Source organism: Vibrio sp. 378, assembly GCF_033339435.1.
This window is the reverse complement of the sequence record NZ_JAWOUO010000002.1, coordinates 466,186-493,013: the sequence shown is the minus strand read 5'-3', so window position 1 is coordinate 493,013 and position 26,828 is coordinate 466,186. Positions and strand designations below refer to the sequence as shown.

Sequence of the window (26,828 nt, the reverse complement as noted above, 5' to 3'; positions counted from 1 at the left end):
CGTTTAACGTACGCTTTTTTTGATGGCTTCTAAGTAGGCGCGTTGCGCTTCTTCGCTAGAAAGCAGCAAGAAGTTCGGAGCCGACAAACCATAGAACTTATTGATGTCACTCGCGCCGGAGGCTTCTTTCGAGAGCAAACTGCCAGAACTCAACAAGTACTTGGCGTACAAATCAGGTGCCTCTTGCAGTAACTCGCGTGCCAGTTTTGTCTCTAACCCTTCGCCTTCTAATCGGTTGAGTTGCTCTGCAATGCTTTTGGCCACGATAGCGTAAAGCGATGCTGAAGAGGCAATGCCCTTCGCTGCCATGGCTTCTACAATCGCTGCAATATCCAGTTGCAGTGTGATGGTGGTAAACATCTGACCGAGCGCCAATTCATTGTCGACTTTGATGCGTTGGTCGAGCAGTTCATCACAATCCACGGGAGTTGTTCCTGTTCCGTGTTTTTGGGCGGCATGCTCCGTTGCGAAGTTGAAGCGTTCAGGCCAAATTCGCGCCGCGTCGTTGTCTTTCATCGCGAGCGTCATTTTGCCCTGTTGATCAAATGCAACGATGGCGTTTTGCTGGTTGGACTCCAATGCGATGCCATAACGAAGCCACAAGGTGAGGTGCACTTGGCATAATAGGTCGACATAATCTTTGAACCACGCCAGCGTATCTTGTTGATAGTACTGCTCTGACAAGTGTTCTAAGAACAAGCGGTCGTCAGGCATTGGGCTTGCCAGTGCGGCAACCGGAACTAGCGCTTTGTCTTCGCAATGAATAAGTGGGTACTCACGTACGATGTACGCGAAGGTTTTATCCTCACCGACGTGTCCACCGTGTTTTTCGTTGCAATGGAACAAGCGACTGTTTAAGTCGGCGTCCGTTTGTTCAAGGTGGCTGAGTAGGCGTTCAAACCAGTGGCCGTCATACAGTGTTGAAGGCTTGATTAAGCGAATATTTTTCGTGCCTAGCGATCGCATGATCAGCGGAACTTTGATGTGAATGTGCGGTGCGTCGTTCACGACCACCGTACGAACGGAAAGCGTCGGCGTCACGTCTAGATACGTTAAAGGCGCTTCTATCACACCTTCGGGTAAGGCTTCTAAAGATCGCAGGGTGAGCGGATGTGCAGGGAACAGAACGTGGCTCAGTGCAAAATCAGCAGGAAGCCCAACTTGCTCCATGGTCGGCCAGCAATCAGGTTGTTCGCTGGTTAATGTCACCAGTGATTTTTCAATCGCAATCCAATGCAGAGCAAAGCTTGGTGCAAACTCGGGCGCGTACTTAGCAAGGTCTTCATCGCTCAGACCAAACTTCGCCCGCGCAGTTGGATAGTACGGATGGTCAAGGTAAGAAGCGATCTGGTCGGCTAGCAGCAGCTTTTTATGCCAAGAACCAAGCTCGGATATTGGTTGAGAAATGTGGTCTGCGTGATGATGAAACGCTTGGTCACACAGCGCTTTGTGTTTCTCTGCACATTCCAGTTCTTGAAGGTATCCCGCCAACAATTCGTGAGAGCTCTCATGCGCCAGTGTCGTTAGTAGTGTAATCCACTCTTTGTAATGTCGTTGATGCTCGACTTGGCCATTTTTCTCCACCCACCAACCTTGTGGTGTTTCGTCATTGGCGTGACCGTAGCGCCAGTGCTGCATGTAATACGTTGGCGCAACAGGTAAATACAACGTGAAATCAGAGTTGGCAAATATCAGCCAGACTTGCTCGTCTTGAGGAACCATTCCCCCTTTTGGCGCGTCGCTACTGAACTTGGCCTTCGACAAAATGCCAAACATGTCTTCGCGTAAGCAAGTGTCGATCAATCGTTGCGTTAGATACAAAGCGTTGTCATTCATGCTGCCACCTCACGAGTCGGAGCGAGATCGAAATTGCTAAGCGCGTTCTGCAGCGCTTGGTCGAGGTTTCGCCCTGATGGTGAGACAATCGAAATTCGGGCGAGATAATCCTTATTGGAATAACTCTGTTGGAAGTGTTCTCCAGCGGTTTTTAGTACCTGTTGCTGGGTGATGATATCGTCATCGTGTTGGATGAACGACGTCGAACCTCCGTCAATCACACCGCTGTGTTCTGCAACTACGTAGTGCACGTGCGCTGACCCGTGAATTTGGTAATCGCCGTCCAATCTTCGACCCAGATGCAGACCCAAAATCGTGCTAAACCAGCCGAAGTGAGCGAGATTGTTGAGCAAGAATTCGCGGCCATCTCCAATACTGCGGTAGTTGATTTCCACCAGAACTGGGCCGTTTTCCGTGATGATAAATTCGCTGTGGCAAACTCCAAAACCAACGCCGAACGCTTTCAGTTGAGCCAAGCAAGCTTCTCGGTGAGCAATGCCGTTTGGTCCGTTCCAGTCTGCGGCGGTTTCGATAAAGTAAGGCGGCTCAGAGAGCGACACATCAAAACCGCCCACGGCGATAAGTTGGTTACCGTCTCCTAAAGTTTCGAGCGTAACCAACGGTCCTTGAAGAAACTGCTCCACCAGAATGGCGGCGTTTGGGTGCTTTTGCCAAAACGCCTCGCAGTAAGCATCGAGCTCGCTTTGGGAGTCACAGCGCTGTACATCTAAACTTGCCACGCCTTCTTTGGGTTTTGCTACGACAGGGAAGGCCATGCCTAATGCCACATTCGAATGGCGATGCAGCAAACAGCTTTGTGTGTTGGGTAAGGATTTTTCATTTAACACTTGTCGAGTTAAGTGTTTGTTTTTGGCCTTTAACGTGACAGACCAATCTTTGGATGGGAGGCCAAAAAATTGCGCGCAGATGGCGGTGGAAGTTTGTAAGTGATCACTATTGCTAAAAATAGCGTCTGGCTTTAATTCATGCTCCGTGATGGTTTCGATGAGTTCTAATGGGTTGAAGACATCACATTCTAGAATGGTATCCGGATTAAAGTGACTATCACGACTCGCCAGCTCTAAATGGCTGAGCTTATGGTCGGTGATAAGAACGACGTGAAGGTCCATCGCTTTAGCTGCAGGCACGAAGCCGTGAGTGACTGCATCGTTAACGACATGACTTACGATAATCATCGTAGATTTCATGAGCTTTCCTAATTTTCTAACATTTTCTTCTAACGTTGATAAAGTCGCTCACGGTCGTCTTCCAATGTGCCTCTCGCGAGACGGAGGGCAGAAGTTTTAGTGTTTATTGTTATTATGTTTGGTTTTTTTTGTTGTTAGTTGTGTTTTTAGGGTAAATAAATATAGAGCATAAAATTAATATTGCAAATAGAAATAATATTTGTTCTTATTTCCATCCGTTGGCTTTATAACAACTAAACGGAATTATGGAATGAATAAATTATTGACCCTGACCCCCTTGGCGGTCGCGATTGGTTCTTCACTAGTAGCACCAAGCGCAGTGGCTTCAGAAGAGACGAACTCAACCTCATCAGCAACTGAAACGATTCAAGTCTTCGGGCATCAGTACGAAGGTTATGCTGAACACATGCCTCAATCAGGCACCAAAACCGATGTGGAATGGCTTGATGTGCCACAAGCGGTATCCGTAGTAACGAAAACAGAAATGCAAGACCGAGGCGCGGTGCGCTTAGTGGATGCGCTAGATGGGGTAGCCGGGGTCAATAACACCTTGGGCGAAGGCAGCCGCGATCAGTTCATGATCCGTGGTTTTGATTCACTCAACGATATGTACCGTGATGGCTTGCGAGATGACGGTACGTTGCAGTCTTACCGCAGCTTAGCGAACGTTGAACGCGTTGAAATTGTGAAAGGCCCTGCGGGTGCTTTGTATGGCCGTGGTTCGGCTGGGGGCATCATCAACTTGGTGACGAAACGCGCTAACGGTGAGAATTTTACTCACGTAAACGGTAGTGTAGGCAGCAACAACCAATATGTTGGTCAGGTCGACAGCTCAATGGCGTTTACAGATAAGGTCAACGGGCGTATTAACTTGGAATACCGTCAAGCCGACTCGTACGTTGATCATGTTGATTCAAACGATTTCTTCATTGCACCGACCATTCGTGTGTTACCAGCGGAAGGTCACACCATTGATATTGACGTGGAATACGCCCATCAAGAACTAGTGCCGTATCGTGGTGTGCCATCAAAAAATGGCAAGCCAGTTGATTTGCCAGTAAGCACTTACTTTGGCGGTACAAACGACTATCAGGAGTCAGACAGTCTCCGTATTGCGGTGGATTACGAATGGCGTCTGAATGATCAATGGGTATGGAACAACCGAGCGGCATTCAACCATATCGAACTTGAGCAAAAAGGCACGCGTCAGGGCAAAGTGACGGGTAATGAAGTGTCTCAAACCGTCAACAACTTTGGTTACGATCCACGTACTACGACCACTTTACAATCTGAGTTGGTTTGGGAAACCAGGGACAATCAATTGATGGTGGGTGCAGATTTCAACCAGATCGATATCGACCTAACGTTGGCAAGTGACAAAACGCTTCCTCCGCAAAATATCTACGACCCAGTCGTTGGTCCAACGCCTGATCCGGGCTTTAAGCCATTTCGTGACAATACCACCACCACGACAGGTTTGTATGTGCAAGATGTCTATACGTGGGGTGACCTTTCTTTGATCGGTAACGTGCGTTACGACTCGATGGAACTCGAACAACAAAAAGCGGGCTCAGATAAGGAAAAATTGGATGATGACAAAGTCAGCTACCGTGCTGGTTTGGTATACCGCATCAATTCCGACACATCCGTATACGCCAGTTTAGCGCGCTCTTGGCAGTTACCGTACGCTGGTATCTACATCAATCCAAAATTGGCGGAATTCTTCCACACCGACTTAAAAGAGGTGGGTGCGAAAGCGTACCTTTTGGATAACGCATTAATGTTGAATGCGGCACTGTTCCAGATTGATCAAGAGCAACCACAAACTAACGTGGACGGCGATGTGATCGATAAAATTGAAGTGCGTCACCAAGGTATTGAATTAGAGGCTCGCGGTCAAATCACTAAACAGTGGGACATCTCTGTGGGTTACAGCTACTTGGACGCGGAAGACAAAGCCACAGGCAAAAAGCCGAACGATGTATCAGACCACTTGTTCTCTCTTTGGAGCACTTACCAATTGGATGACAACTGGCGTTTAGGCGGTGGTGTGAAGTACGTGGGCGACCGTTACGCAGGTAACGACGAAGCCGTCGCACTTGGCGATTACACAACGGTGGATTTGATGGCGGCGTACACCACTGGTCGTCACAAAATCCAAGCGAACGCTTACAACATTTTGGATGAGAAATACATTCTTGGCGCAACAAACGGCACGTCTGGCTTAAACCAGATTGGCTACGGCGCACCAGCCGAGTTCATGCTCAGCTACGGATATCAGTTCTAGGCTTTTTGTGCGTAGTTAGCGCCTGTTAGCCAATTTTTACCTCATATTGAGGATGTTTAGCCCCGAGAGCCTACGGGATGTATTCTGCCCGAGGCTCAATTTCTCGCAAAGGAGATCTTAATGTCTTACCAGAATTTGGATGGTAAAGTGCGTGTACGTGCTGGTTTGTCTACCACTTACAGTGTGCTTGCGATTGCAATCGCTTCTGCCACATCCATGAGCGCGGTTGCCGCTCCTGCTAAAAAAGAACAAACTACCGCGATGGAAACTGTCGTTGTCACTGGTAGCGTGATTGGTAAATCTGAAATTGAAGACGTCAAAGAGTACCCTGGTGCTCGTACCGTCATTACCCGTGATCAAATTGAGAAAACCGCCGCAGGTTCGATTGATAACGCGCTGCAGCGCGTGCCGGGTATTAAAGTTCAGGATGAAAGCGGAACGGGCGTATTGCCTAACATTTCCGTACGTGGTTTGAAAGCAAGCCGTAGTGGTCATGCTCAGTTTTTGATGGATGGTGTACCGCTAACACTTGCGCCATATGGTCACACTGGTCAGTCTATCTTCCCAGCAACACTGTCGATGCTTGATCGTATTGACATTGTACGCGGTGGTGCCGCAGTACAGTACGGCCCAAACAACGTCGGTGGTGTGATCAACTTAGTGACCAAACCGATTCCACACACGTGGCAAACTGAAATCAGTAACCGCCTTACCGTGTTTGATGGCGGTGATGCGCCGTTGAATGATTTTTACCTACGCACGGGCGGCTGGTTAAGCGACACATTTGCACTGCAGTTGGAAGGTAACTTCCTAAAAGGTGAAAGCTTCCGTGAACATTCCGATACGGACGTGAAGAACTTTCAAGCTAAAGCACAGTGGCTATTGAGTGACACTCAAGAGATTCAAGCATTCCTGCAACGTTACGATGCTGAAACGCAAATGCCTGGTGCACTTTCGCCACAAGATTACGAGCAAGATCGTCACCAATCGAAACGTCCTTACGATGATTATGAAGGTAAGTCGACACGCTGGAGTGTTAAGTACATCCACGATTTGCCATTTGCCGACAGTGCTGAGCTAGAAGTGCTAACGTTTGGCCATAAGTCAGAGCGTCTTTTCAAGTGGGGCTTTAACAGCGCGGGTGGCCATTGGGCGGATCCGGCTCTGCCAGCGACGGACGTTCGTACCTCTCCACGTGAATTTACCGTGTATGGTATAGAGCCAAAAATGGCGATGTACTTTGGCGAAGGTAAATCCGTTACTCAAAACTGGATCGTGGGTACCCGTTATGTTAACGAAGACATTGACTACAAACTCACTCAGACTCCAATCGCTGGTGGTGCAACCAGCGTTCCGCGTGATTGGCATTTAGATACGGACGCGTTTGCTGGATACGTTAGCAACGAAATTGGTTTGTTCAATGATACATTGAAGGTAACGCCTGGGTTGCGTGTTGAGTCGGTTCGAATGACATTTACCGATCGTGGTAAAAAACAAACGGCAGACAACACCGTGACGGAATGGTTGCCAGGTTTGACGGTGGCATACAACTTAACTGAACAGTGGGTGACGTATGCGAACGCGCAAAAATCACTTCGTGCGCCACAAATTGCCTACATCCGAGGTTTGGGTGAAGAAGGTAGCGAACTGGCTTGGAACTACGAAGTCGGCGCGCGTTACACCCAAGATGCGACCAGCTTTAACGCTGCACTTTATCGCATCGACTTTGAAGATCAATTGCAATGGCAAAGCTCAACGCAGACCTTCGATAACATCGGAAAAACACTTCACCAAGGCATAGAGCTTTCTGCTCGTTACGTGCCTGAAGCACTACCTGCACTGAGTTTAGGCGCAAGCTACAACTATCTAGACGCTACGCTTGAAGAAGAAGGCACGAATAAAGGTAATCAACTGCCTTACACCTCTAAGCATCAGCTTGGTTGGGATGCAACCTACGCATTTTACGGCATGGACACCACGCTATCGGGCTTCTACTTTAGTGATTCGTATACCGATAACGCCAACACCAGTGCCGAAGATGCAACTGGCGCAACGGGTAAAGTACCATCTTACATGGTGTGGAATTTCAACTTGGGGACGGATTTATACAAAGACGACAAAGGCAAGTTACGCATGAATGTTGCGGTGAACAACTTGTTTGACGAGGAGTATTACTTCCGCGGGATTGATACAAGCCCAGTTGGTCGGTACCCAGCTCCGGGACGCTCTTACACACTGGATCTGAACTATCAGTTTTAAGCGTTTCGTTCACCGAGTTTGAAAAGAAAAGTCGCCAATTTACCTTGGCGACTTTGCCGATCTTAGGTAATGGAAAACTCTTAGCACTGGAAAAAAGCAAGATGAAAAATAAAAAACAATTTACGATCAAACACTTTTCAACCGTTTTGCTGATGCTACTGAGCTCAGCTTTGATGTCATTTAGCGCATTTTCTCAGGCGCGCAGCGTGCAAGATGAGCAAGGCACGTTTGAGCTAGAAGCGATACCTCAACGTATTGTGGTTTTAGAGTTTTCGTTTGTCGATGCATTAGCGGCAGTCGATGTCTCACCGGTAGGCGTCGCCGATGACAACGATGCCACACGAGTTATCCCTGCTGTTCGCGCTAAGATTGAACCTTGGCGATCGGTCGGCATGCGTTCACAACCGAGTTTAGAGGCGATTGCGGTGCTCAAGCCTGATTTGATCATTGCTGATGCAGAACGTCATCGCGCGATTTATCAGGATTTGCAGCGAATTGCGCCAACTTTGCTGTTAAAAAGCCGTGGTGAGACATATCAAGAAAATCTCGAATCCGCACACAAAATCGGCGTGGCAATTGGCAAACAAGCGAAAATGACACAACGAATTGAGCAGCACAAACAGACAATGGCGGAGTTCAAACAGCATTTTGCAACACAAGAAACCATTCAGTTTGGTGTGGTTTCTGACAAAGGGATGTGGCTGCATAGCCCGGTTTCTTACGCTGGGGGCGTTTTGAGTACGCTGGGCATCCAAAGCCCGCTGGCTCCATCTGAGCAAAAAGCGTATATCCCAACCAGTTTCGAACTTTTACTAAAAACCAACCCTGATTGGTTGTTAGTTGGACTTTACTCTCAACCAAATATTGTGGATGAGTGGCGCAAAAACCCATTATTTAAGCTGCTAACAGCTGCGAAAAAACAGCAACTTGTTGAGGTCTCTCCTGAACTGTGGTCGTTAAATCGCGGCATGTTGGCTGCGGAAGAAATTGCCCGCAATCTTGAAGCGTTATTGGAGCGCTCATGAGTGCGGCGATAAGCTCGGAAAGCGCGTCTTCGGTTAGCAAATCGCATTGGAAAGCGAGCTTGTTTGTCTGTGCTATGGCGTTGTGTACGCTCTCAGGCTATGCAGCCTCAATGATTGGCTGGTCCAACTTTTCTTTGAGCGTTAATGATCTGACAAGCTATTGGTTTGCGTTTGATGAGGGTAATATGCTGCATCAAATCCTCGAGACGCTGCGTGCGCCTCGTACCTATGCTGGGTTACTAATTGGCGCTTCGCTTGCGGTATCTGGAGTGCTGATGCAAGGATTAACTCGTAACCCTTTGGCGTCGCCATCCATTCTCGGCATTAATGCTGGTGCGGCTTGTTTTATGGCCTTGGCGTCTATCGGCGTACCATTCTTTAGTCAATTGAACCCAATCATCAACGCAGTACTCGGCGCGCTACTAAGTGGTGGTGCGGTCATGTTGTTGGGCGGTTTTTTCTCCGCGCGTTCTCACCCATTGCGTTTAGTGCTAGCGGGCATTGCCATCAGTGCACTGCTGATAGGGTTAACTCGTGCGTCGGTAATTTTGGCGGATGACATGGCTTACAGCGTGTTGCATTGGTTAACGGGTTCACTCTCCGCGGTAAATTCTGAGCAGTGGCAGCAACTGTGGCCTTTTGCGACTTTAGGTTTGGTGCTCGCCATGGGCTTAGCGCGAAACTTAAATTTACTCGCGTTGGGGGACGAAGTTGCTGTTGGGCTAGGTGGTAACATTCGCCTTACGCGATTTATCAGTGGTTTATCGGTTGTGCTGTTGGCAGGAACTAGCGTAGCGATTGCTGGACCAATTGGCTTTGTCGGGTTGTTAGTGCCGCACTTGGTACGCCCGATTGTTGGTCACAACTATCACATTCTCATTCCGGTTTCCGCCTTGTGTGGCGCGGCATTAGTGACGTGGTCAGATGCTTTATCACGAGCGATTGCTTTTCCGGCTGAAACGCCAGTGGGCGTGATTACCGCGCTGTTGGGCACACCTTGCTTTATCGCGATTGCAATGAGGAAATCATCATGATGAATCAAACCAAACTGTTTGCATTAGTTGGATTGTTGCTGATTGTGTCTTCTCTCACGCTGTTTGTTGGCGCGGCGAACATGTCGGCTCAACAGGTTTTTGCATTGCTGTTTTCTTTCTCTGACTCGGACTTTGTGATTCACCAATATCGATTACCGAGAATGTTGCTCGCCATTGGCGTGGGCGCTGGGTTGGGGCTGTCAGGCGTTTTAGTTCAAGGCGTCATCCGTAATCCACTTGCCTCACCAGATTTAATGGGGATAAGCGCCGGAGCAGGACTGGCGGCTACCGCTTGTTTGGTGCTGTATCCGAATGCGCCAGTGGCAATGTTGCCGATGGTCGCCATGGCGGGAGGCTTGCTTGCTGCTGGCTTTATTGCTGTGCTGGCTTACTGGTCGAAACCAACACCAGCACGTTTGGCGCTGATTGGTGTTGCTGTCAGCGCATTTTTAGCCAGCGGTATCGATTTTCTTCTGATTGTGCACCCTATCGAAATCAACACGGCGATGGTATGGCTAACCGGCAGTTTGTGGGGACGAAACTGGCAACAAGTGCCGTTTATTTGGAGTGCTTTATTGCTGCTACTGCCATTGGCGTTTTGGCTGGCTTGGCGGTTAGATGTGATGGGGCTGGGAGAAGAAAGCGCCACTACACTTGGCACGAAACCAAGACAGATCCAAATTCTTGCGCTGATTGCTGCCGTGCTATTGGCGAGCATCAGTGTGTCTGTGGCAGGCACGATCAGCTTTGTTGGCCTGCTTGCGCCGCATCTTGCGCGTTTGCTGTTTGGCCACAACCACAAGTTGTTGATTCCAGCCGCTGCAACCCTTGGCGCTTTGTTGGTGATTTGCGCCGATGGTTTAGCGAGAGGCTTACAGCCGCCAATTGAGCTACCAGCGGGAGTGCTAACATCTGTTATTGGCGCACCATATTTCATTTTTCTTTTGTATCGTTACAGAGGTTGGTAAGCATGTTACGAACGCAGAACTTATCCGTCGCGTACGGCAAACAGACCATCATTCCAGATCTCTCTTTGTCGATTCCTCAAGGTAAAATTACCGCACTAGTTGGTCCAAATGGTTGCGGTAAATCGACACTATTAAAAACCTTGGTACGCATCAATAAACCTGCTTCTGGCCAAGTGTTGTATAACGACAAACCACTAAGCAGCTACGGTGATAAACGCTTGGCGCGTTCGTTGTCTTTGCTGCCGCAGATTCTTGTCAGTCCTGAAGGTATTACCGTCAGAAAACTGGTCGAATATGGCCGCTCGCCTTATCTCTCTCATTGGGGCAGGTTAAGTCAACAAGACAAAGCCTTGGTCGAGCAAGCAATGCAAGATACTGGCGTGATTGAGTTTGCTGACAAGCCAGTTGAATCGTTGTCTGGCGGTCAAAGGCAAAGAGCGTGGATTGCGATGGTAATGGCGCAAGATACCGACGTAGTGATGCTTGATGAGCCAACCACTTACTTGGATCTCTCTCACCAAGTTGAGCTGATGAAACTCATGAGGCAGATGAACGACAAAGGCAAAACAGTGGTCGTAGTGCTGCACGATCTAAACCAAGCGTGCCGTTACTGCGATCATTTGGTGGTGTTGGAAAAAGGTCAGTTAGTCACGCAGGGAACACCGCAAGAGGTAATGACAGAAGGCATGTTGTCATCGGTGTTTGATTTACAAGCGAGAGTATTTAATGACCCAATCTCAGGCACGCCGATGTGTGTGGCGGTGTAGGTTTACGTCTTTGGAAAGCTATCTGCAATAAAAACGTCGATCCATAAAAACAAACCCCGCTAGTAACAAAGTTGCTAGCGGGGTTTGTTGTTTTTAAGAGCGTCCTTAATGTGGCGTTTAAGCCAGTTTAAACGTCGCCACTTTCGAGTTGAGATCCTCAGCTTGCGATTTCAGCTCAGCAGATTGATTCATCGATTCTTCGGCACCAACTACCAAGTGATCGGTCACATCTTTAATGGACGTGACATTTTGCGTGATTTCATTGGTTACGTGCGTTTGCTCTTCGGCGGCGGTCGCGATTTGCGTTGCCATATCGCTGATCAGCGCAACGGCCGCGTTGATTTCATCCAGAGCCAGTGCTGCGCGATCTGCATCTTCCACCGAACCTTGCGCGAGCTGAGAGCTTGTATCCATGATGGTCACTGCGCGTTGTGTGGTTTGCTGCAAGGTCTCGATCGTCGAGCGAATCTCTTCGGTTGAGGTGTGTGTGCGTTGTGATAGCACGCGAACCTCGTCTGCAACAACGGCAAAACCGCGACCTTGCTCTCCTGCACGCGCCGCTTCAATCGCCGCATTCAGAGCCAGTAAGTTGGTTTGCTCTGCGATGTCTCGAATCGTTGATAGCACGGTTGAGATGTCTTGCGCGTGCTGGTTGAGCTCACCGATGACAACGCTCGCTTGGTTGACTTCAGAAGACAAATTATTGATGGACGATTTGGAGTTGATCACCAACTCATGACCATTTTGTGTGCTTGCTGAAGAGTCTTGAGCGGCTTTAGCCGTCTGCTCTGCATGTGCGGCAATCTCTTGCGTTGCCGATGCCATTTCGGTCACAGCGGTCGCCACCATAGTGATTTCTTGTTGCTGATGGTTCAGATCAGAAACCGACTGATTCGCGCGAGTCGTGCTCAGTTCTGATTGCTGGCTTAGTTCTTCCGCTTGGTGACGAATATGACCAATAAGCTGCTGTAAACTTTCAACAAACTGGTTGAAGTTTTCAGCCAGTTCACCAACTTCGTCACGGTTTTCTACTTTGATGCGTTGAGTCAGATCGCCGCTACCGTTGGCGATTTGCGCAAGCGCATTCGAAACATTGTAGAGCGGACGGAACAAGATGTTACATAGCAGGTTAAACAAAGCCACACAGATAACGACGACGATAGTGGTTGCGATGATTTGATCCCAAACTGCATCGTAAAGTGGGGCAACCAACGAGTTTTGATCTAACACTGTGACCGTTGTGAGTTTGGTACCCTCTATGTGGCGCGCGTAAATCACATATTCGATGCCGTTAATAGAGACGCGACGTTCTGTACCTGAACGTGCGGCTGACGTAATGTCGTTGTTGTTGAGGCCTAGCTTGCTAACCGGTTGATTCAGCAGTTTACCGTTGTTATGAGTGAAAATATTGCCCTGTTCATTGGCAATAAACATATAACCTTCACCCGGTAGGATCACTTGGTTGAGGCTGTTCAGGATATCACCGATCTCTACGTCAGCACCCAGAACGACGGTTTGACCATGCAATTGCAGGGCTTTACCGAGCGACACCACATTCGCACCAGTTGCAGCAGCAACGGTCGGATTATCCATAAAGACTTTCGATGGATTGGCAATGGCGTTGGTGTACCAGCCCCACTTGCGAGGATCGTTATTACCTGGTGGCAAAACCACCCCATTAGCGTTGTCTTGTGACCCGTCCGGGTAAGCGAGGAAAACGTTATCGAACGCGCCAGAGTCTCGGACTTGTTTCAAATGTGTAACCAGAGAACGTTTCTCTGAATCAGAAGAGAGTGAAGTCAGTGCGCGCTCTTTAGAGAGTAGCCAGTCCTTTACGTATTGATTGTAAGATGCGCTAGTGCTTTCTAGTCGCTGTGCGACTTCGACATCGAGCCTATTTAATGAATCTCGAAAAGACAGCCCCTCTACCAGCACTCCCCCTAGAATGATGGCGGCACTGGCAGAGATTGCCAGTTTGTTTTTTAATGATAGATTTTTGAACATAAAGCGAATAATAGATCTTTGAATAATAGTTGTTGTGTTTTTATTCTCATCAGTGCTCTCTGCGCTGTTGAATATGCAGCAGAAAGTCAGATTCGAATCTGTTCAATAATTATATTTTATTGCTCAAAATAAATACTGACTCCATGTCGCGAATTTGAGTTTTACATCAAATAAGCAAAAGGATTTGGGACGATATTATTTATGTATTTGTAAAGTAAGGATTTGTCGATTTTTGTAAATGAGAATTCATTTCAATAAATGGTGATCTTTATCACATTTGCGTATTTGATAATCCATTAAAAATGTGAAGGTTATAGCACCGGATATATATTGATTAGCTTAATCATTGTTATGGGCAATCGTTATGCGCAGTATATTGTTAGTCCCAGCGTTATTAGTGTCAGGGTGTGCTCTGATACAACAGTCGACGCCGATTCAACCTGACGCCAACTGGCACGTGGACCAGTTATCGAACGGTATGAAATACCATCTTTATCCAACAGAAGACCAAGAAGTCTCGGTCCGTTTGGTGATGAATATCGGCTCATTCCAAGAAACATCCTCTCAAAAGGGTTACGCTCACTTTGTTGAGCATATGGCGTTTAATGGTAGTGAGCATTTTACCGGTAACGACGTTGTCAAACTTTTCGAGCAATCTGGTGGTAGCTTTGGCGCTGATATCAACGCTTTTACCAGTTATCAGCAAACGTCTTACCAACTTGACCTTGCGAATAATACGAAGCTAGAAGATGCCCTGAAGTGGATGAGAGATATCGGTAACGGGCTTGAGTTTGCTCCTGAGCAAGTAGAGAAAGAAAAAGGGGTGATTCTCGGTGAATGGCGACGTGCTAATCCGGATGATAAGTCCTTTTCTATGCATGCTTACCAAGCCTCGATTGAAGGCACTATATATGGTGAGCATGACCCAATTGGTACTCGCGAAGCGATTCAAAATGCTTCCTCAAGTAAGTTAAAGGCGTTTTACGACAAATGGTACCAGCCACAAAATGCCGAGTTGATTGTGACTGGTAATATCGACGTAGATTCACTGTCCAAGATTATCAAAAGCAAGTTCTCGAACTGGGAAAGTACCTCGGATACGGTAATAGAGAAGCGCCGTGATATTCGAGTGAACAACGAAAACAGAATCTTGCCAAGTAACACGATGGAATCACCAAGTCTTCATTTAGTGATTGAGCGTGGTCTAAGTGGCGGCACGACGATTGAGCAACAACATGAAGTGTGGCGTGATGAAGTCGCAACACAACTCATTCAACAGCGTTTGATCCGTGTACTCAGTGATGCCGCTGAACCTTTTCAATACGCTTATGCAGAGCCCTATTACTCTAACTATCAGCGTATGATGTCGGCAGGGATTTCGTTTGCACCAGATCGCCGCGAACAAATGCACCAGACTTTCATTCGTACCTTAGCGTCGTTGAGAGATTATGGTGCGACTCAATCCGAGTTAGATAGCGTTATGTCAAATTGGCAAGGTGAACTTGCAAATATTGATTCAGATTGGAGTCAGCGTAAGCCAAACAGTTACGCAGAAGCACGTGTTTTTCAAATTGGACAAGACAGTGTCAGCCAATCAAAAGAGAATTATGCCCAGAGTTTGGCAGAATTCATCAACAACGAGAATTTAGAGAGCATTAACACACAATTGACGGCTTTATTATCTCAGCAGCCAAGCTTTTTTATTGGTTTGGGGAAAAGCGAAACGTCAGAGCAGTTCAACGGTGTATTTGCCGCTCTAAACAGTGCCTATCTTCAAACTGGCGAAAAACCGCTAGAGATGTATGACAAAGTGGATGGATTCTTAAAGCCTACCCAGGAAGGCAGCATCACGAGCATGCGTCAGGAAGCGGGTGGTTTTCAAGTCTATACGCTATCAAACGGTGTCGAAGTGTGGTTCCAAAAAGATACTAAAGCGGGTGGTCGAGCGTATATTTACTATGCGAGCCAAGGTGGTAAAGCCGCTGTTGATCCGACGTTGTATGCCGCTTATGAAATCGCAGCAACAACGGCAATACGCAGTGGGTTAGGGGCATTTTCTGGTTCAGAGCTAGATAGCTACTTACGCAAAAACAACATTGCGCTTGGCGCGATGCTTGATGCGACCAGTCACGGAGCGCAAATTACGGCGCCAAATACGCACCTAACTGATGCTTTGAATGGACTATACAACCTAGCGACGGAGATTAAAGTCGACGAGCGCCAGATGGCGGCAGCGAAGCAAGAGTTTAAACAGCAGAGCGGCGCTTTTTTTGAATCACCGATGGGAAAACTGATTCAAAAAGCAAACGGCAATTCTTATTTGCCGGGTAGTCGTCATCGTATAGTGTCCAGTGATGATGTTGAACAAGTGACTTCCGAGCAGATACTAGCGGTGCATGAGCAACTTTTCAAAACCAATGATGGTTTTAAGATGGTTATTGTTGCAAACGTAGAGCCGGAAGAAATTACACCACTTTTGCGTAAGTATGTGGCCTCTATCGAAATGAAACCGAGTCGTTCGATTGATTATCACGTTGCGTTTAACCCGGAAGTGCCGGAGCGAACTGTGGTTGCGGATGGGCATGAACCTTCATCGTTGTATGTAATGCGTTTGACTAATACGAGCGATTACCAACGTACGGCAAGAGACACGGTTATCGAAGATATTTTGCAACGTATTAGTAATGCACGTGTTTTGGATATTGTGCGAGAAGAGTCTAGCCTTGATTACAGCCCGAGCATTTACACCATGACACAAGATCGCGAACCCATCTCTGATTGGCTCTTGGAGTCTCAAGTTGAGCCCGAAGACGTGGCACTTTTAGAGAGTAAACTGGGCAAAGTGTTTGATGGTTTAGCGTCAAATATTACCCAAAAAGAAGTGGATACGGCCGCGAAACAACTGGCAGTCGCGATGCAAGGATTGGATGACAACCCAGCACAGAGATCATGGGCATATACTCGTTATTTGGTGCATGATTACGGCGTCGATGTGTTGCTTGACGTTGAGAAAGTGGCTAAGAGTGTGACGTTAGATGAAGTGAAAGCGCATGCAAAATCAGCTTTTGGTCCACAAGCAAAACGCTCGGTAATGGTTTTAAATCCGGCCGAATAATCACGTAGTTTCTGACGAAAATCGTGGCAATAGTAATAAAAAAGACGGCGTGAAAGCCGTCTTTTTTAAGCACTTTAATCAAAGCTTTTATGCTGATTTACGCGAAAGTCGCTTTTCATTGTTGGTGTTATTTTCTTTTGTGATCGCACTGTCTTGAGCCTTACCCTTTAACGTTACCACTTCCTTTTCAGGTAATTCGGCTGCTTCACCAAAGAATTTGCCACCAGGTTCAATGCTGAGGTTATTGCTCCAGATCCTACCGCTTACGCGTCCCTTGGCAAGCACTTGAATGTGTTCTGCGTGACAGTTTCCGTCCATCATGCCATTAATGATCAGCTGTTTAGCGTAGATTTCACCGTTTACTCGCCCGCTTTCTGCGACAACGAGAGTGCCTTCCACGTTAATTTGACCATCGACGATGCCATCAATCTGGACATCGTTTTCTACTTTGAGTTCTCCGCTAAGAGAACAGCCTTTGGCGATGAGAGTTGAAGCTGCTGAGCTACTCGTTGTTCCACTGTTTTGATTAAAGATTCCCATCGTATTCTTCGCTCCTTAGTAAAAATGTCTTCGAAATCATTAAGGCTCCAATCGACAAATGGTTTCGGATTCAGTGCTCGCCCAACAAATCGCACCTCGTAATGCAGGTGAGGGCCAGAAGAGAGCCCACTGTTGCCGGAAATTGCAATCAGCTGCCCTTTTTTGACGAACTGACCACTTTTTACTTTGAACGCTTTCAAGTGCGAATAAGAACTCGAAAAACCGAAAGAATGTTGTAGCCTGAGGAAGTTACCAGAGCCTTTATTACTGCGGCGGGTAACTTCCACTACCCCATCGGCAGGGGCATAAATTTTGGTACCGATATTTACGGCAAAATCGAGCCCACGATGCATTTTGGCAACTTTTGTCACCGGATGGATACGCTTACCGAATCCGGAAGATAGCCGTACGTTGCCGACTGGAGAGCCACTTGGTATTTGGTTTAATAACACCATGCGAACGTTTGAGGTTATCGCCGCTGCATCGAGCCTAGCATCCAAGTTATTTGTCGAGGTATGTTCTCCAACCCCAAGCACTTTCTCTAATTCACCCAAACGTTCCGAAACAAGTTGTACCCGTTCTTCCCGTTCTGAAAGGTCATTTTCTAGCTCTGATTTAAGTGTTTTCAGTGTGCTGAGCTCTTCACCCATGGTGCGTGAATGCTCTGTCAATTCAGCTTGTTTTAACGCTGCATTATCAACGCGAGTGTACAAGTGATGAATTAAGATTACGGTCGCGGCCAGAGCAACAACAAAAAAAACGAAAAACGTTTTTATGTTGCGTTGCATCCTTTTACTGAAGTACCAATGTCTTGAGCCATTGATAGTTGATATAGAGATCGTCAACTGGTCTTTCATCGTCTTCTATTGCTCGTATTTGGTATACGTCTCGTCACTGAGTTAGTAGGAATGTAAGGAAAACGAGTAGGGACTGCCAGAGGCAAATTGGAAAGAAGTGTCAGGTCGTGAGGCGTTTTCAGATATTAGATAAAAGACTCAATAAAGATTTAATATTCTGCTGATTTTGGTCGTAATTACTCCAAATCGCTTCATTTAACTGAATATTATGATTTTTAAGGCGGTTATCCGAGAAATTGGATTGTGAATATTGCCAATAGCATCCGCACGCAATTCAACTTACTTCACGGTTTGCCTTATAAATGTTGGATAATTTATCAAACCGACATTCATTACATCGATAACTTGTTTATGATAGCGGTTGATATAAAGCACTATTCATTGGCTTTAAACCTAAGCGTTACATTTCGTTTAGGAACACATAACTATGACAACGGAGTTGGTCGTGAAAAAACTACTATTGGCTACAGCAGTGGTCGCAGCAGCAGGGGGCGCTGGCTACCTGTACCAAAACAATACTACCGCGAGTGATGCAGGCTCACTGTTAACGCAAGTTCCTGCAGATTCACTTATGGTGACGTATCAGACTGAACCTTTTAACCATTATAAATACATGAACGCATTCGGTACGGCGAATCAAGGCTCGATTGCAGAACTTTTTGCCGATGAACCACTGTCTCCACAACAGCAGTTTGCAGTTAACTTATTCGATGGATACCTAGAGAGTGCTGCGTCGCCAGAAACATTAAAAGCTTATTTGGGCACCGGGGAAAACATTAATCCTGTGTTGTACACAATTGGTATGGTACCGGTGTACAAAGTGGATATTGAAGACCCTGCCGCGTTATGGAAAACACTGGATCATGAAGAGCAGATGAGCGGCGCTAAGCATGAGTTGGTTAAGCTTGGTGAAGTCGAGTATCGTCGTTACGAGATGACTGATTCAATTGACCCGCAGGACGGTATTGGCTTGGTTGTAGCCGTGGTTGATAACGTGCTTACGTTAACGGTTGATGTTCCGCAACTGGGCGTTCAAAACCCGATTAAAATGGCATTAGGGCTTGAAGCACCAAGTCAAAATATTGCTGACAGTGGACGCCTTGAGGCGTTGCAAGCCAAATACGGTGAAAACAACAACTCTTTTGGTTACTTTGATCATCGCGAAGTGATTAAAGGTTTGACGACGAAAGATGGCAATATGTTTGCTCGTCAAATCAGCACGTTGGATGCAATAGATCCTGAACCAACTATTGAGGAAATGCGTTCACCAGCCTGCCATACTGAGCTTACTCAAGTTGCAGAAAACTGGCCTCAGTCCGTCGCGTTTGCAGAATACAAGATGAAAGGCGATCAGGCGTTCATTAAAGGTTCTTTTGTTGTTGAGTCCAACAATAAAGTGATTCTAGATGCGCTCAAGTCGATTCGTGGTGTATTGGCAGAGTCTAAAAGTGATAAGAGTTTCTTTAGTATGGCGCTTGGCTTAGACATTAATACGCTAGCGCCATCGATTGGTCAGATTTGGGCTGACTTGACTCAGCCTCAATACCAATGCTCTTTATTGACACAAATGCAGCAAGAGATAGGCGGCCAGAATCCAGCAGCCGCTGTAAGCATGGGGTCAGGCATGGTTAACGGCCTGAAAGGGTTAAGCCTGCAAATGTTTGATATCAAAGTAGATACTAATGCTCAGCATGGTGAAGTATTTAGCCAGCTAGATGGTATGTTGTCTCTTTCTGCCAATGATCCAATGATGCTTATTCAAACTGCGCAAATGTTCGTTCCTGAACTTGCTCAATTGCAAATTCAACCGGATAACCAACCTGTTAATGTCAGTGAGCTATTAGAAATGCATACTGGCATGAAGGTGGACGTGTTTGCTCGTCTAAACGAAAACCATTTCACCCTTTACAGTGGTGATAGTGCTGCGGAAGCAAGCAAAGAAGTGATGGCGCAATCACTTTCTCCAAATGGCTTGTTCAGCTTTGATTTTGATTCAGAGCGTATTTTGGAAGTGCTAGAGAGTGCGTCGTCAATCACTGGGGAGCCGGTTCCGGATGATGTTGTCAAAAGCTTACAAGGCGAGCTTGTTGGTGGTATGACGATGGACGTGACAGACCAAGGTATTGGTTTTGAGTTTGATTACCGTGGTGCAACTAAACCTGTAACGGTTGCACAACAGTAACACATTGAGTAGAAAAAGGCGGCATATGCCGCCTTTTGTTATTATGTACCGTATTAAAAAGCGAGTGGGAAGAGCGACGCTTACTCATCTATTTGAGGATGAGAGTATTGCTGATATTCAGGTAACTCTTTTCTTAAATTACTAAATGTCGCCCATGCACTTTCTTTTGAGAGTTTGTTGATCAGCCAGTTTGGCAATAGACCTCCGGGGTCAGCAAACGCCTTGTATTCCACGAGTGTTGTATCGTTTGTGAGTTTTTGTAACTCCCAAGTCGCATCAACCGAGCGAATTCGAACATAACCATTTTGTTCAGCAAGATATGAGTCAGGTGCGCTTTTGATTTCTATGGTGAATCCCAGCTCATCGACCCAGTACTTTGAGTAGGTGACCATATCCCGATTTTTGGCAGGCCATGGTGCTTTAAACTGGGTGTAAACGATGTTCTCGGTGGCCGATATCTGATTTAAAACCCGGCTATGACTGGCATTGTCAATCCAGTTCGGGATATTGTCACTGTCTTCCAGTAGCGTTAAAAATGCACCATAGCTGGTGGGTGTGAACATCCGGGCACGGATCTCAACTAAACCGTCACTATGTTCTCGGGAGTAAATTGTGATTCCATCCTTGTCACTCTCGAACTGCCAGTTCTCGTTGGCGCTCGCATCAGTGCCAGCGGATATCAATGTGGCGAGTGTTAAGGCGCCCATTCTTAAATGCAACATCATGTTAGTATCCGCCAACTTTTCCTAAATTTAAGTTTATACGATTTGTCGTAACTATAAGGACAATAGTATGTTTTTTGTTATCGTTCTGAAGGTTGCTCTGCACTGAAGCCACGTTGAATGTTGGTGAAGGTAAGCGATGCAAATATTACGATAACGATCGCTAGATGCCATGCTTGACTCAATCCAAGCTGCACCAGAGTTAAGCTGACCAATGAGGAGACGACCATTTGTCCACCACCAGACATTGCCGCTGCGGCACCTGCTTGCTTTTTATAAGGTTGCATTACCATCGCTTGTGCACAAGGTAGGGCAATACCATTACCCAAGATCATTAATAGCTGTCCTAGCATCAGAAATAGAGGCTCAACAGGACAGAAAAATAGCCATATTGCGGCAGCGAGGTGAAGAAATGGGGTGCAGAGCAGCATTTTCTTATTGCCAATAATTGGCCTTACTCGGTTACAAATCGTGGTACCACATAACATACCCAAAGCGGGAATGAGTGCCCACATTGCGTATTGAGCGGAGGTCATGCCAATTTGATCTTGCATGATAAATGGCATCACAGAGACTGTCGTAATCATTAAGCTGAAGTTTAACCAACTGATACTGGCGAAACTCATAAAGTAACGAGACGTAAGTAAGCTCTTGTATTGTAGTAACATTTTTCGGGGTGATGGAATGACAGAACGTTTTGTGATGGTTTCTGTGAACTTAAAGGCGATGATTACCCAGGCCAGCGAGACATAGCCCAATAGAGAAATAAACACCATACTCCAACCGAAGTGGAAGTTGATAAAGCCGCCAATTACAGGTGCAATAAGTGGCGTGATTGAAGCCGCCATGGCGATGTAAGACATTGCCACTGGGAGTTCATCCCCGCTAAATCTATCTCGAGTCGACGCCCTCGCGAGTACCGCGCAGCATCCTGTACCTAACCCTTGTAAAAAGCGCCCCATCACCATCCCTGTAAATGTGTCACTGAAGAAAATAATCATCAGCAGACCAGACATCGCGATGAGTAAACCGGTAAGTAATACTCTTTTTCGTCCTAAAGCATCTGACACTGGCCCGTAGATAAATTGAGAGGGGCCAAAGCCGAGCAAATAAATACTCACAAGTAGTTGAGCTTGGTCGAGGGAGATGGAAAAGTCTTTTGCTATCCATGGCAAAGAGGGCATGACTAGCCCCATGCTCAACTGGCCAACGCTAATAATAAGACAGGCGAGTAGTATAGTATGAAAGTTGATTGGGCGACTCATGACTGGTCTCCATTCAAACAACCTTTTTGGCGTCGTGATCTTAAGCCGCCTTCGTCATCCACTTCATTTAGCTTTGCTTTGACCCGCTTCACAGTCGATAGACTGACTTCGCATTGCTCTGCCACGTTTTGCAATGTGTAGCCTTCTAGCAGTAACGTTGCGATCTGTTGGTGTTTGGTTTTGTTTGCGGGGCGGCCGCGAAACTTCTGTTTCCATAATTCTGGCTGCTCTTTAATGGCCTGTCGCCCTTGCTCTGCGGCAAACAGGCGATGTTCAGTCTGCACTTTCCCATATCCAGATAACACTGTGAGTAGTGTTTGAGTTTGAACAGAACCTGGCTCAAAAGTTAGTGATTCACATACGGTTTTCAATGTTACACCTTTATCGAGTAGCATTTTTATCGTGTTCAATGCTTGACTAAAGTCGCGACCAAATGCGGTCAGCCACCAGAGCACAATCGTATCCCCAGCTCTGACGGAATCGAGCAGTCGTAAGAATGCCTCTCTCTCGGTTGGAGGCATGCAACCACGAACCTTATCCTCAAAATGCTGAGCTTCGGGCGCAAAAGCTTTTAGAGTATTAAGGTGCTCTTGGTAAGCTCGATTTTTTGGCGAATAACGAGTGTAAAGATACGTGGTCATAAGGATTATGAGCCTTTTTTTGTTTGGTTCATATAGTGTAATAGCTCATAAATATACATGGGTTCATTAATGCTTACAACACTAAATGAGCCGTTTGGGAGTCAGAGGCAAATAAAAAAGCCAACCGAATGGCTGGCTATAGCTATTTAAGCTTTTGTTGTCTGTCGCTCGATTAACTTCACTGGCACCATCATTTTTACTAGGCTGCCGTTTTTCGTATTAATTTGATCAACAATGATCTTCACGCACTCGCGAGCGAGGCGACGGAAATCCTGGCGGAATGTGGTTAGTTGATAGCTCAACCATTCAGTCTGAGGAATATTATCAAAGCCAATGACTTGTAAGTCCTGAGGAATCCTCAACCCGCATTCTATACGGGCGATATCCATGACCGCCATCGCAAGGTTATCGGTTGCACAGAACACTGCTTCAGGCCGATTTTTGTCTGCCAGTATGGCACGGACTTTATCAAGTGAGCTCGCGTAGTCATAGCTGGCTTCAATGATGCGTGGCGTCTTGCCGGTTAGGTCTTCAAATTCAGAGCAGAAGCCGCTTTGGCGTTCGTCATTCGTAAAGGTTGGCACTTCTCCCGTCAAATAAACCGCGTTCTTCACGCCACTTTTGTGCAGAAGTTGCGCGGCTTGTTGGCCTGCTTCGTAGTTGTCACTGATAACGTAGCTACTCCTAGTACCTTCAACAACTCGTGCGTATTGAACAATTGGGATATTAAACTCTTCACATTCTTCATAAAGGGACTTATTGAAGGTTGCGGAAGCAGCAATGACACCATCGACGCGATACTGGAAGATATTTGGGATTGAGTGGCCCTCTTCTTCATCCACTTGCCATGGAATCAATACGGCAGAATAACCTTTTTTCTGTAACTCACTGGAAATTAATTGCAGTGTTTTCATATGGATAGGGTAATCCGCATCAGGAAACACCAAACCTATCAATTTCGATTCGTTTGTGGTCAGGCTACGTGCAAAGGCGTTAGGGCGGTAGTTAAGGGCTTTAGCCGCTTCAAAGACTTTTTGCTTGGTCTTTTCGGATACTGAGCTACCCGGAACAAACACGCGCGATACAGTAGATTGAGAGACGCCTGCCATCTTTGCCACATCTTTTGATGTGACTACGTGTTTAATTGATTTCATGAATAAAACTTAGTTGCCAGTAATTGAGGTCATAAGACTAGCATAAATAGGTACGTATTCATAAATGTTCTAACGGGTATCCTAAGTAGAATAATGGCTTTGGAGTGTTAAAAAGCAAAATGTGGGTTAACCCATTCGATTTGATTTGAGCTAGCACTAGATCTAGAGCGTAGATACTGTCCGTTTGTTGGACGTACAGTATCTACGTAAAGAACATTAATTTGCTTGTTTGACTGCAACTTTACGTTTCGGGGAGAGGAGTGAATACCCCATGTATCCGATGCAAGCGGTAGCGACAAGAATAGAGCAGCCACGCATAAAGTTAATCAGCATAGGAGCGTTGTCGGTAAACGCGTTGATCCCCCAAAGCATCACGATCGAGAATACAAACATCACTAGTAAGCCATAACATGGAGCATCGATTTTGCCGGGAACGACATACCAACCATCTTCCTTGATTGGTTTATTTAGACGAGCATATTCCGCTTGCTGGCCTTTCACTGTGTAAAGATGCATTTCATCTTGTTTACCCGTCAGGAGAAGGCTAGCAATGTAAGCGACAACGGCATTCACAAGGACGCCAATCACGCAATACCAAGGCCACGCAATATCGGTCGCAACGGCTACATACCAAATCACCAAGAAGCTAGCAGCAACGCCAATCAACAAGCCTTTTTCCGTAATGTGTTTTGAGTAGAACCCAAGGACAAACATACAGAAGCTTGCACCGACAAAGTAAGAGCCTGCCTTACTCAGCACTTCCAGTACCGAGCCTGTGCTGGTGGCAAACATGATCGCTGGAATGATGACCAAAATCGCCCACGCTACCGTGAAGAAACGCGATACCTTCAAGTAATGCTCTTCCGACTCGTTTTGCTTGTAGAAGCGTTTGTAAAAGTCAGCCACAGAAACGGTCGCCATTGAGTTAAATGCGGAATCGAGACTCGACATACTTGCCGCCAGAATCGCAGCGGCAATGATGCCCATCAAGCCTGGCATTCCATATTCACTCGCATAATGAAGAATGATGGTGTTGCCGTTTTCGAACTCTTTACCGTCGTAATAAGCGTTGAACAGGACGCCAAGCAAGATAAAGACAAAGTAAATAAAGAAGGCCACGTAGCCCATCATCAGCATTGCCTTTTTCGCATCGCCCATGTTTTTCGCGGCCATACATCGTTGTACCATCATCTGGTTACCGCCATACACGGTGGTGTGGAACATCGTCATTGCGATAACACCAGCCCATACCGTCGTTACTTGGCTTAGGTCAAAACTTGTCTGTAGGGCATCGGTCATTCCTTTCGCTTTGAGTTCTGCCATGACCTCCGTCATTGGAGCAGGCATGCCATTCCAAACGGCTTCAATGATGATGAATGCGCCAATAAATAAGATTACTGCTTGAATCACATCGGTCCAAATGACAGCCGCGATACCGCCCATTACGGTGTAGATAAGGGCAATTGCAGTGACGATCATGATGCAGTACATCACGTCGATACCAGTAATGAACTCTAAAATCATTGCTGTCGCATAGAGTACGGCTGCCGAGCTCAATGCTTGTTTGATAAGGAAGATAAACGACAAAGTCAGTCGTGAAGCCTTACCGAAGCGTCGTTCTTGATACTCGTAGATAGAGGTTAAACCGTTGTTGTAGAAAAACGGCATAAACACAGCCACGATGAAGAAGATCACCAGCGGATAATTGAGGTGAATCGCGATAACCGACAGGCCTTCTTTGTAAGACCAAGCTGGCCCGCCAAGGAACGACATGGCACTCACGTAAGTACAAACGACAGAAATACCGATCGCCCACCAAGGGATGCTCTTATCACCCAAAGCGAATTGGCTAGCTGAAGTTACTCGCTTACCAATCACCGCACCCAATACTAGCGTTAGGGCTATGTATCCACCAAGGATGCTCCAGTTAAGTGCGCCAAACTCATGCATAATTAGGTCCTTCTAACTGTTCTTTCATTTGTGCAAACACGTCATAGCCAAGTTGCAGCAGGATATGAACGATGTCGATCGCCACCCAGTTTTCCTTCAGTAAATCGCCTTCGCGTCGCCAAATGTCCATAACGCGAAGTTCGATGTGTTTTCCGGTTGGGGCAAGACCGAGCCAGCCACTGTGACCAGTGTGAGTACCATGCATATGTGGCCAACCACCTGTGGATACGTAGTCATTTTTGGCCAAAAAATTGACCTCAATATCGACACTTCGGTCAGGGAAGGCAAACACAAATGGCGCTTGATGGTGGTTACGGAAACCTTTGATACCGCGCGTAGTACCAATACCAGCAGGGCCGTACCACATGAAGTCATTGTGCCAGTAGTTTTCTAAATCCATCGAGAAAAGATCTTTGCCATCAAAACGACCCAAGCAAGACAGCATATCTTCAACCAGCTGGGCGCTCTTTTCACTTTCTTTCAAAGACACAACAGATTGTTGAATACCGTTAGAAGTTGCAGGAGAAGGAACCAAGCCATCGTGACCTAAGCTTTTACGAAGAGGGTTGCAGCCTGCTTGATTCATCGCGTCGATGAAGTCTGGGATCATGTAAGATTCGGTGATTTGGTCGTTCTCCACACACACCATTTCGGTGTAACGCAAGTAGAGTGTTTTCCCTGTTGCTGGGATGCCAAACAGTGGTTGTTCAAATGTACCGATAAAGTAGCCGGTAGAGTTGTACCAAGTGCGGCCTTCGTATTCGCCGTGCATCACAATTATTGGTCGGCGCTCGGCGTCAGGCAAAGCATTAACAAGTGGTGAGAGGAAAGATTTGTGGGTTGCATCTGGGCCATTAAGATCGTTCACAGGGTGCGCCACGCACCATTTTACGTCAGGGTTCAAAGTTTGCAGAGCGGCCTGTTTTTGCTCGATGTCTGCGGCTTTGAAGTAGTTCTGGTAGAACTGTTCGATGATGTTGAGTGACATGTTGCTTCCTTACTGTCTGTGATTTT

Annotated in this window: 19 protein-coding genes; 8 read left to right on the top strand and 11 right to left on the bottom strand. The window is 46.7% G+C overall.

Annotated features, from left to right (window positions below):
* Nucleotides 1-3: 3 nt before the first annotated feature.
* Both R7Q48_RS05565 and R7Q48_RS05560 read right to left on the bottom strand, forming a co-directional pair.
* Complete coding sequence (locus tag R7Q48_RS05565; protein WP_256903077.1) at nt 4-1,836, bottom strand: IucA/IucC family protein; 1,833 nt, start codon at nt 1,834-1,836, stop codon at nt 4-6.
* The gene (locus R7Q48_RS05560) at nt 1,833-3,044 is read right to left on the bottom strand and encodes an acetyl-CoA carboxylase biotin carboxylase subunit family protein (RefSeq protein WP_238843746.1); all 1,212 of its coding nucleotides are present in this window, start codon (nt 3,042-3,044) and stop codon (nt 1,833-1,835) included. Before R7Q48_RS05560 ends, R7Q48_RS05565 begins: the two co-directional genes overlap by 4 nt.
* Nucleotides 3,045-3,294: 250 nt before the next feature.
* On the opposite strand from R7Q48_RS05560, the gene R7Q48_RS05555 reads away from it, so the two are divergent.
* The 6 genes from R7Q48_RS05555 (at nt 3,295) to fecE (ending at nt 11,384) form a co-directional block, all read left to right on the top strand.
* A complete protein-coding gene (locus R7Q48_RS05555) occupies nt 3,295-5,331 on the top strand; it encodes a TonB-dependent receptor (RefSeq protein ID WP_025768678.1) in 2,037 nt (678 codons plus the stop codon).
* 120 nt (nt 5,332-5,451) lie between these two features.
* Nucleotides 5,452-7,590: a TonB-dependent receptor family protein gene (gene pvuA / locus R7Q48_RS05550; RefSeq protein WP_206953106.1), complete on the top strand. Its 2,139-nt coding sequence runs from the start codon at nt 5,452-5,454 to the stop codon at nt 7,588-7,590.
* 101 nt (nt 7,591-7,691) lie between these two features.
* Nucleotides 7,692-8,615, top strand: coding sequence for a Fe(3+) dicitrate ABC transporter substrate-binding protein FecB (locus tag R7Q48_RS05545; RefSeq protein ID WP_169628466.1), 924 nt, complete (start codon nt 7,692-7,694; stop codon nt 8,613-8,615).
* 74 nt (nt 8,616-8,689) lie between these two features.
* Nucleotides 8,690-9,649 carry a FecCD family ABC transporter permease gene (locus R7Q48_RS05540; protein ID WP_411979274.1) on the top strand — a complete coding sequence of 320 codons (960 nt, stop codon included), beginning with the start codon at nt 8,690-8,692 and terminating at the stop codon, nt 9,647-9,649.
* Nucleotides 9,646-10,617 carry a FecCD family ABC transporter permease gene (locus R7Q48_RS05535; RefSeq protein WP_213867930.1) on the top strand — a complete coding sequence of 324 codons (972 nt, stop codon included), beginning with the start codon at nt 9,646-9,648 and terminating at the stop codon, nt 10,615-10,617. The genes R7Q48_RS05540 and R7Q48_RS05535 overlap by 4 nt, the downstream gene beginning before the upstream one ends.
* A 2-nt stretch (nt 10,618-10,619) precedes the next feature.
* The gene (fecE, locus tag R7Q48_RS05530; RefSeq protein ID WP_064354988.1) at nt 10,620-11,384 is read left to right on the top strand and encodes a Fe(3+) dicitrate ABC transporter ATP-binding protein FecE; all 765 of its coding nucleotides are present in this window, start codon (nt 10,620-10,622) and stop codon (nt 11,382-11,384) included.
* Nucleotides 11,385-11,501: 117 nt separating this feature from the next.
* Here the strand turns inward: fecE and R7Q48_RS05525 are convergent, their stop codons facing one another.
* Nucleotides 11,502-13,388 (bottom strand): methyl-accepting chemotaxis protein, encoded by a 1,887-nt coding sequence (locus tag R7Q48_RS05525; protein WP_005383451.1) that lies wholly within the window; start codon nt 13,386-13,388, stop codon nt 11,502-11,504.
* Nucleotides 13,389-13,752: 364 nt separating this feature from the next.
* On the opposite strand from R7Q48_RS05525, the gene R7Q48_RS05520 reads away from it, so the two are divergent.
* Nucleotides 13,753-16,503: a M16 family metallopeptidase gene (locus R7Q48_RS05520; protein ID WP_005374719.1), complete on the top strand. Its 2,751-nt coding sequence runs from the start codon at nt 13,753-13,755 to the stop codon at nt 16,501-16,503.
* Between the two features lie 87 nt (nt 16,504-16,590).
* Here R7Q48_RS05520 and R7Q48_RS05515 read toward each other — a convergent pair whose 3' ends face one another.
* Both R7Q48_RS05515 and R7Q48_RS05510 read right to left on the bottom strand, forming a co-directional pair.
* Nucleotides 16,591-17,043, bottom strand: coding sequence for a bactofilin family protein (locus tag R7Q48_RS05515; RefSeq protein ID WP_080276973.1), 453 nt, complete (start codon nt 17,041-17,043; stop codon nt 16,591-16,593).
* Nucleotides 16,947-17,900, bottom strand: a complete 954-nt coding sequence (locus tag R7Q48_RS05510; protein ID WP_005374721.1) for a M23 family metallopeptidase — start codon at nt 17,898-17,900, stop codon at nt 16,947-16,949. The genes R7Q48_RS05515 and R7Q48_RS05510 overlap by 97 nt, the downstream gene beginning before the upstream one ends.
* A gap of 427 nt (nt 17,901-18,327) precedes the next feature.
* On the opposite strand from R7Q48_RS05510, the gene R7Q48_RS05505 reads away from it, so the two are divergent.
* Nucleotides 18,328-20,082, top strand: a complete 1,755-nt coding sequence (locus tag R7Q48_RS05505; protein WP_256903074.1) for a hypothetical protein — start codon at nt 18,328-18,330, stop codon at nt 20,080-20,082.
* A gap of 80 nt (nt 20,083-20,162) precedes the next feature.
* Here R7Q48_RS05505 and R7Q48_RS05500 read toward each other — a convergent pair whose 3' ends face one another.
* The 6 genes from R7Q48_RS05500 to R7Q48_RS05475 all read right to left on the bottom strand — a co-directional run bounded on the left by R7Q48_RS05500 (nt 20,163) and on the right by R7Q48_RS05475 (nt 26,802).
* Nucleotides 20,163-20,807, bottom strand: coding sequence for an START domain-containing protein (locus tag R7Q48_RS05500; RefSeq protein WP_102970221.1), 645 nt, complete (start codon nt 20,805-20,807; stop codon nt 20,163-20,165).
* A 77-nt stretch (nt 20,808-20,884) separates the two neighbouring features.
* Nucleotides 20,885-22,069, bottom strand: a complete 1,185-nt coding sequence (locus R7Q48_RS05495; RefSeq protein ID WP_158173280.1) for a multidrug effflux MFS transporter — start codon at nt 22,067-22,069, stop codon at nt 20,885-20,887.
* Complete coding sequence (locus tag R7Q48_RS05490; RefSeq protein WP_005374729.1) at nt 22,066-22,710, bottom strand: recombinase family protein; 645 nt, start codon at nt 22,708-22,710, stop codon at nt 22,066-22,068. Before R7Q48_RS05490 ends, R7Q48_RS05495 begins: the two co-directional genes overlap by 4 nt.
* A 146-nt stretch (nt 22,711-22,856) precedes the next feature.
* Nucleotides 22,857-23,864: a LacI family DNA-binding transcriptional regulator gene (locus R7Q48_RS05485; protein ID WP_017820101.1), complete on the bottom strand. Its 1,008-nt coding sequence runs from the start codon at nt 23,862-23,864 to the stop codon at nt 22,857-22,859.
* Between the two features lie 216 nt (nt 23,865-24,080).
* Entirely contained in the window at nt 24,081-25,814 is a 1,734-nt protein-coding gene (locus tag R7Q48_RS05480; RefSeq protein WP_005374733.1) for a sodium:solute symporter family transporter, read from the bottom strand.
* Nucleotides 25,807-26,802 (bottom strand): ester cyclase, encoded by a 996-nt coding sequence (locus tag R7Q48_RS05475; RefSeq protein WP_256903073.1) that lies wholly within the window; start codon nt 26,800-26,802, stop codon nt 25,807-25,809. The genes R7Q48_RS05480 and R7Q48_RS05475 overlap by 8 nt, the downstream gene beginning before the upstream one ends.
* Nucleotides 26,803-26,828: the final 26 nt, after the last annotated feature.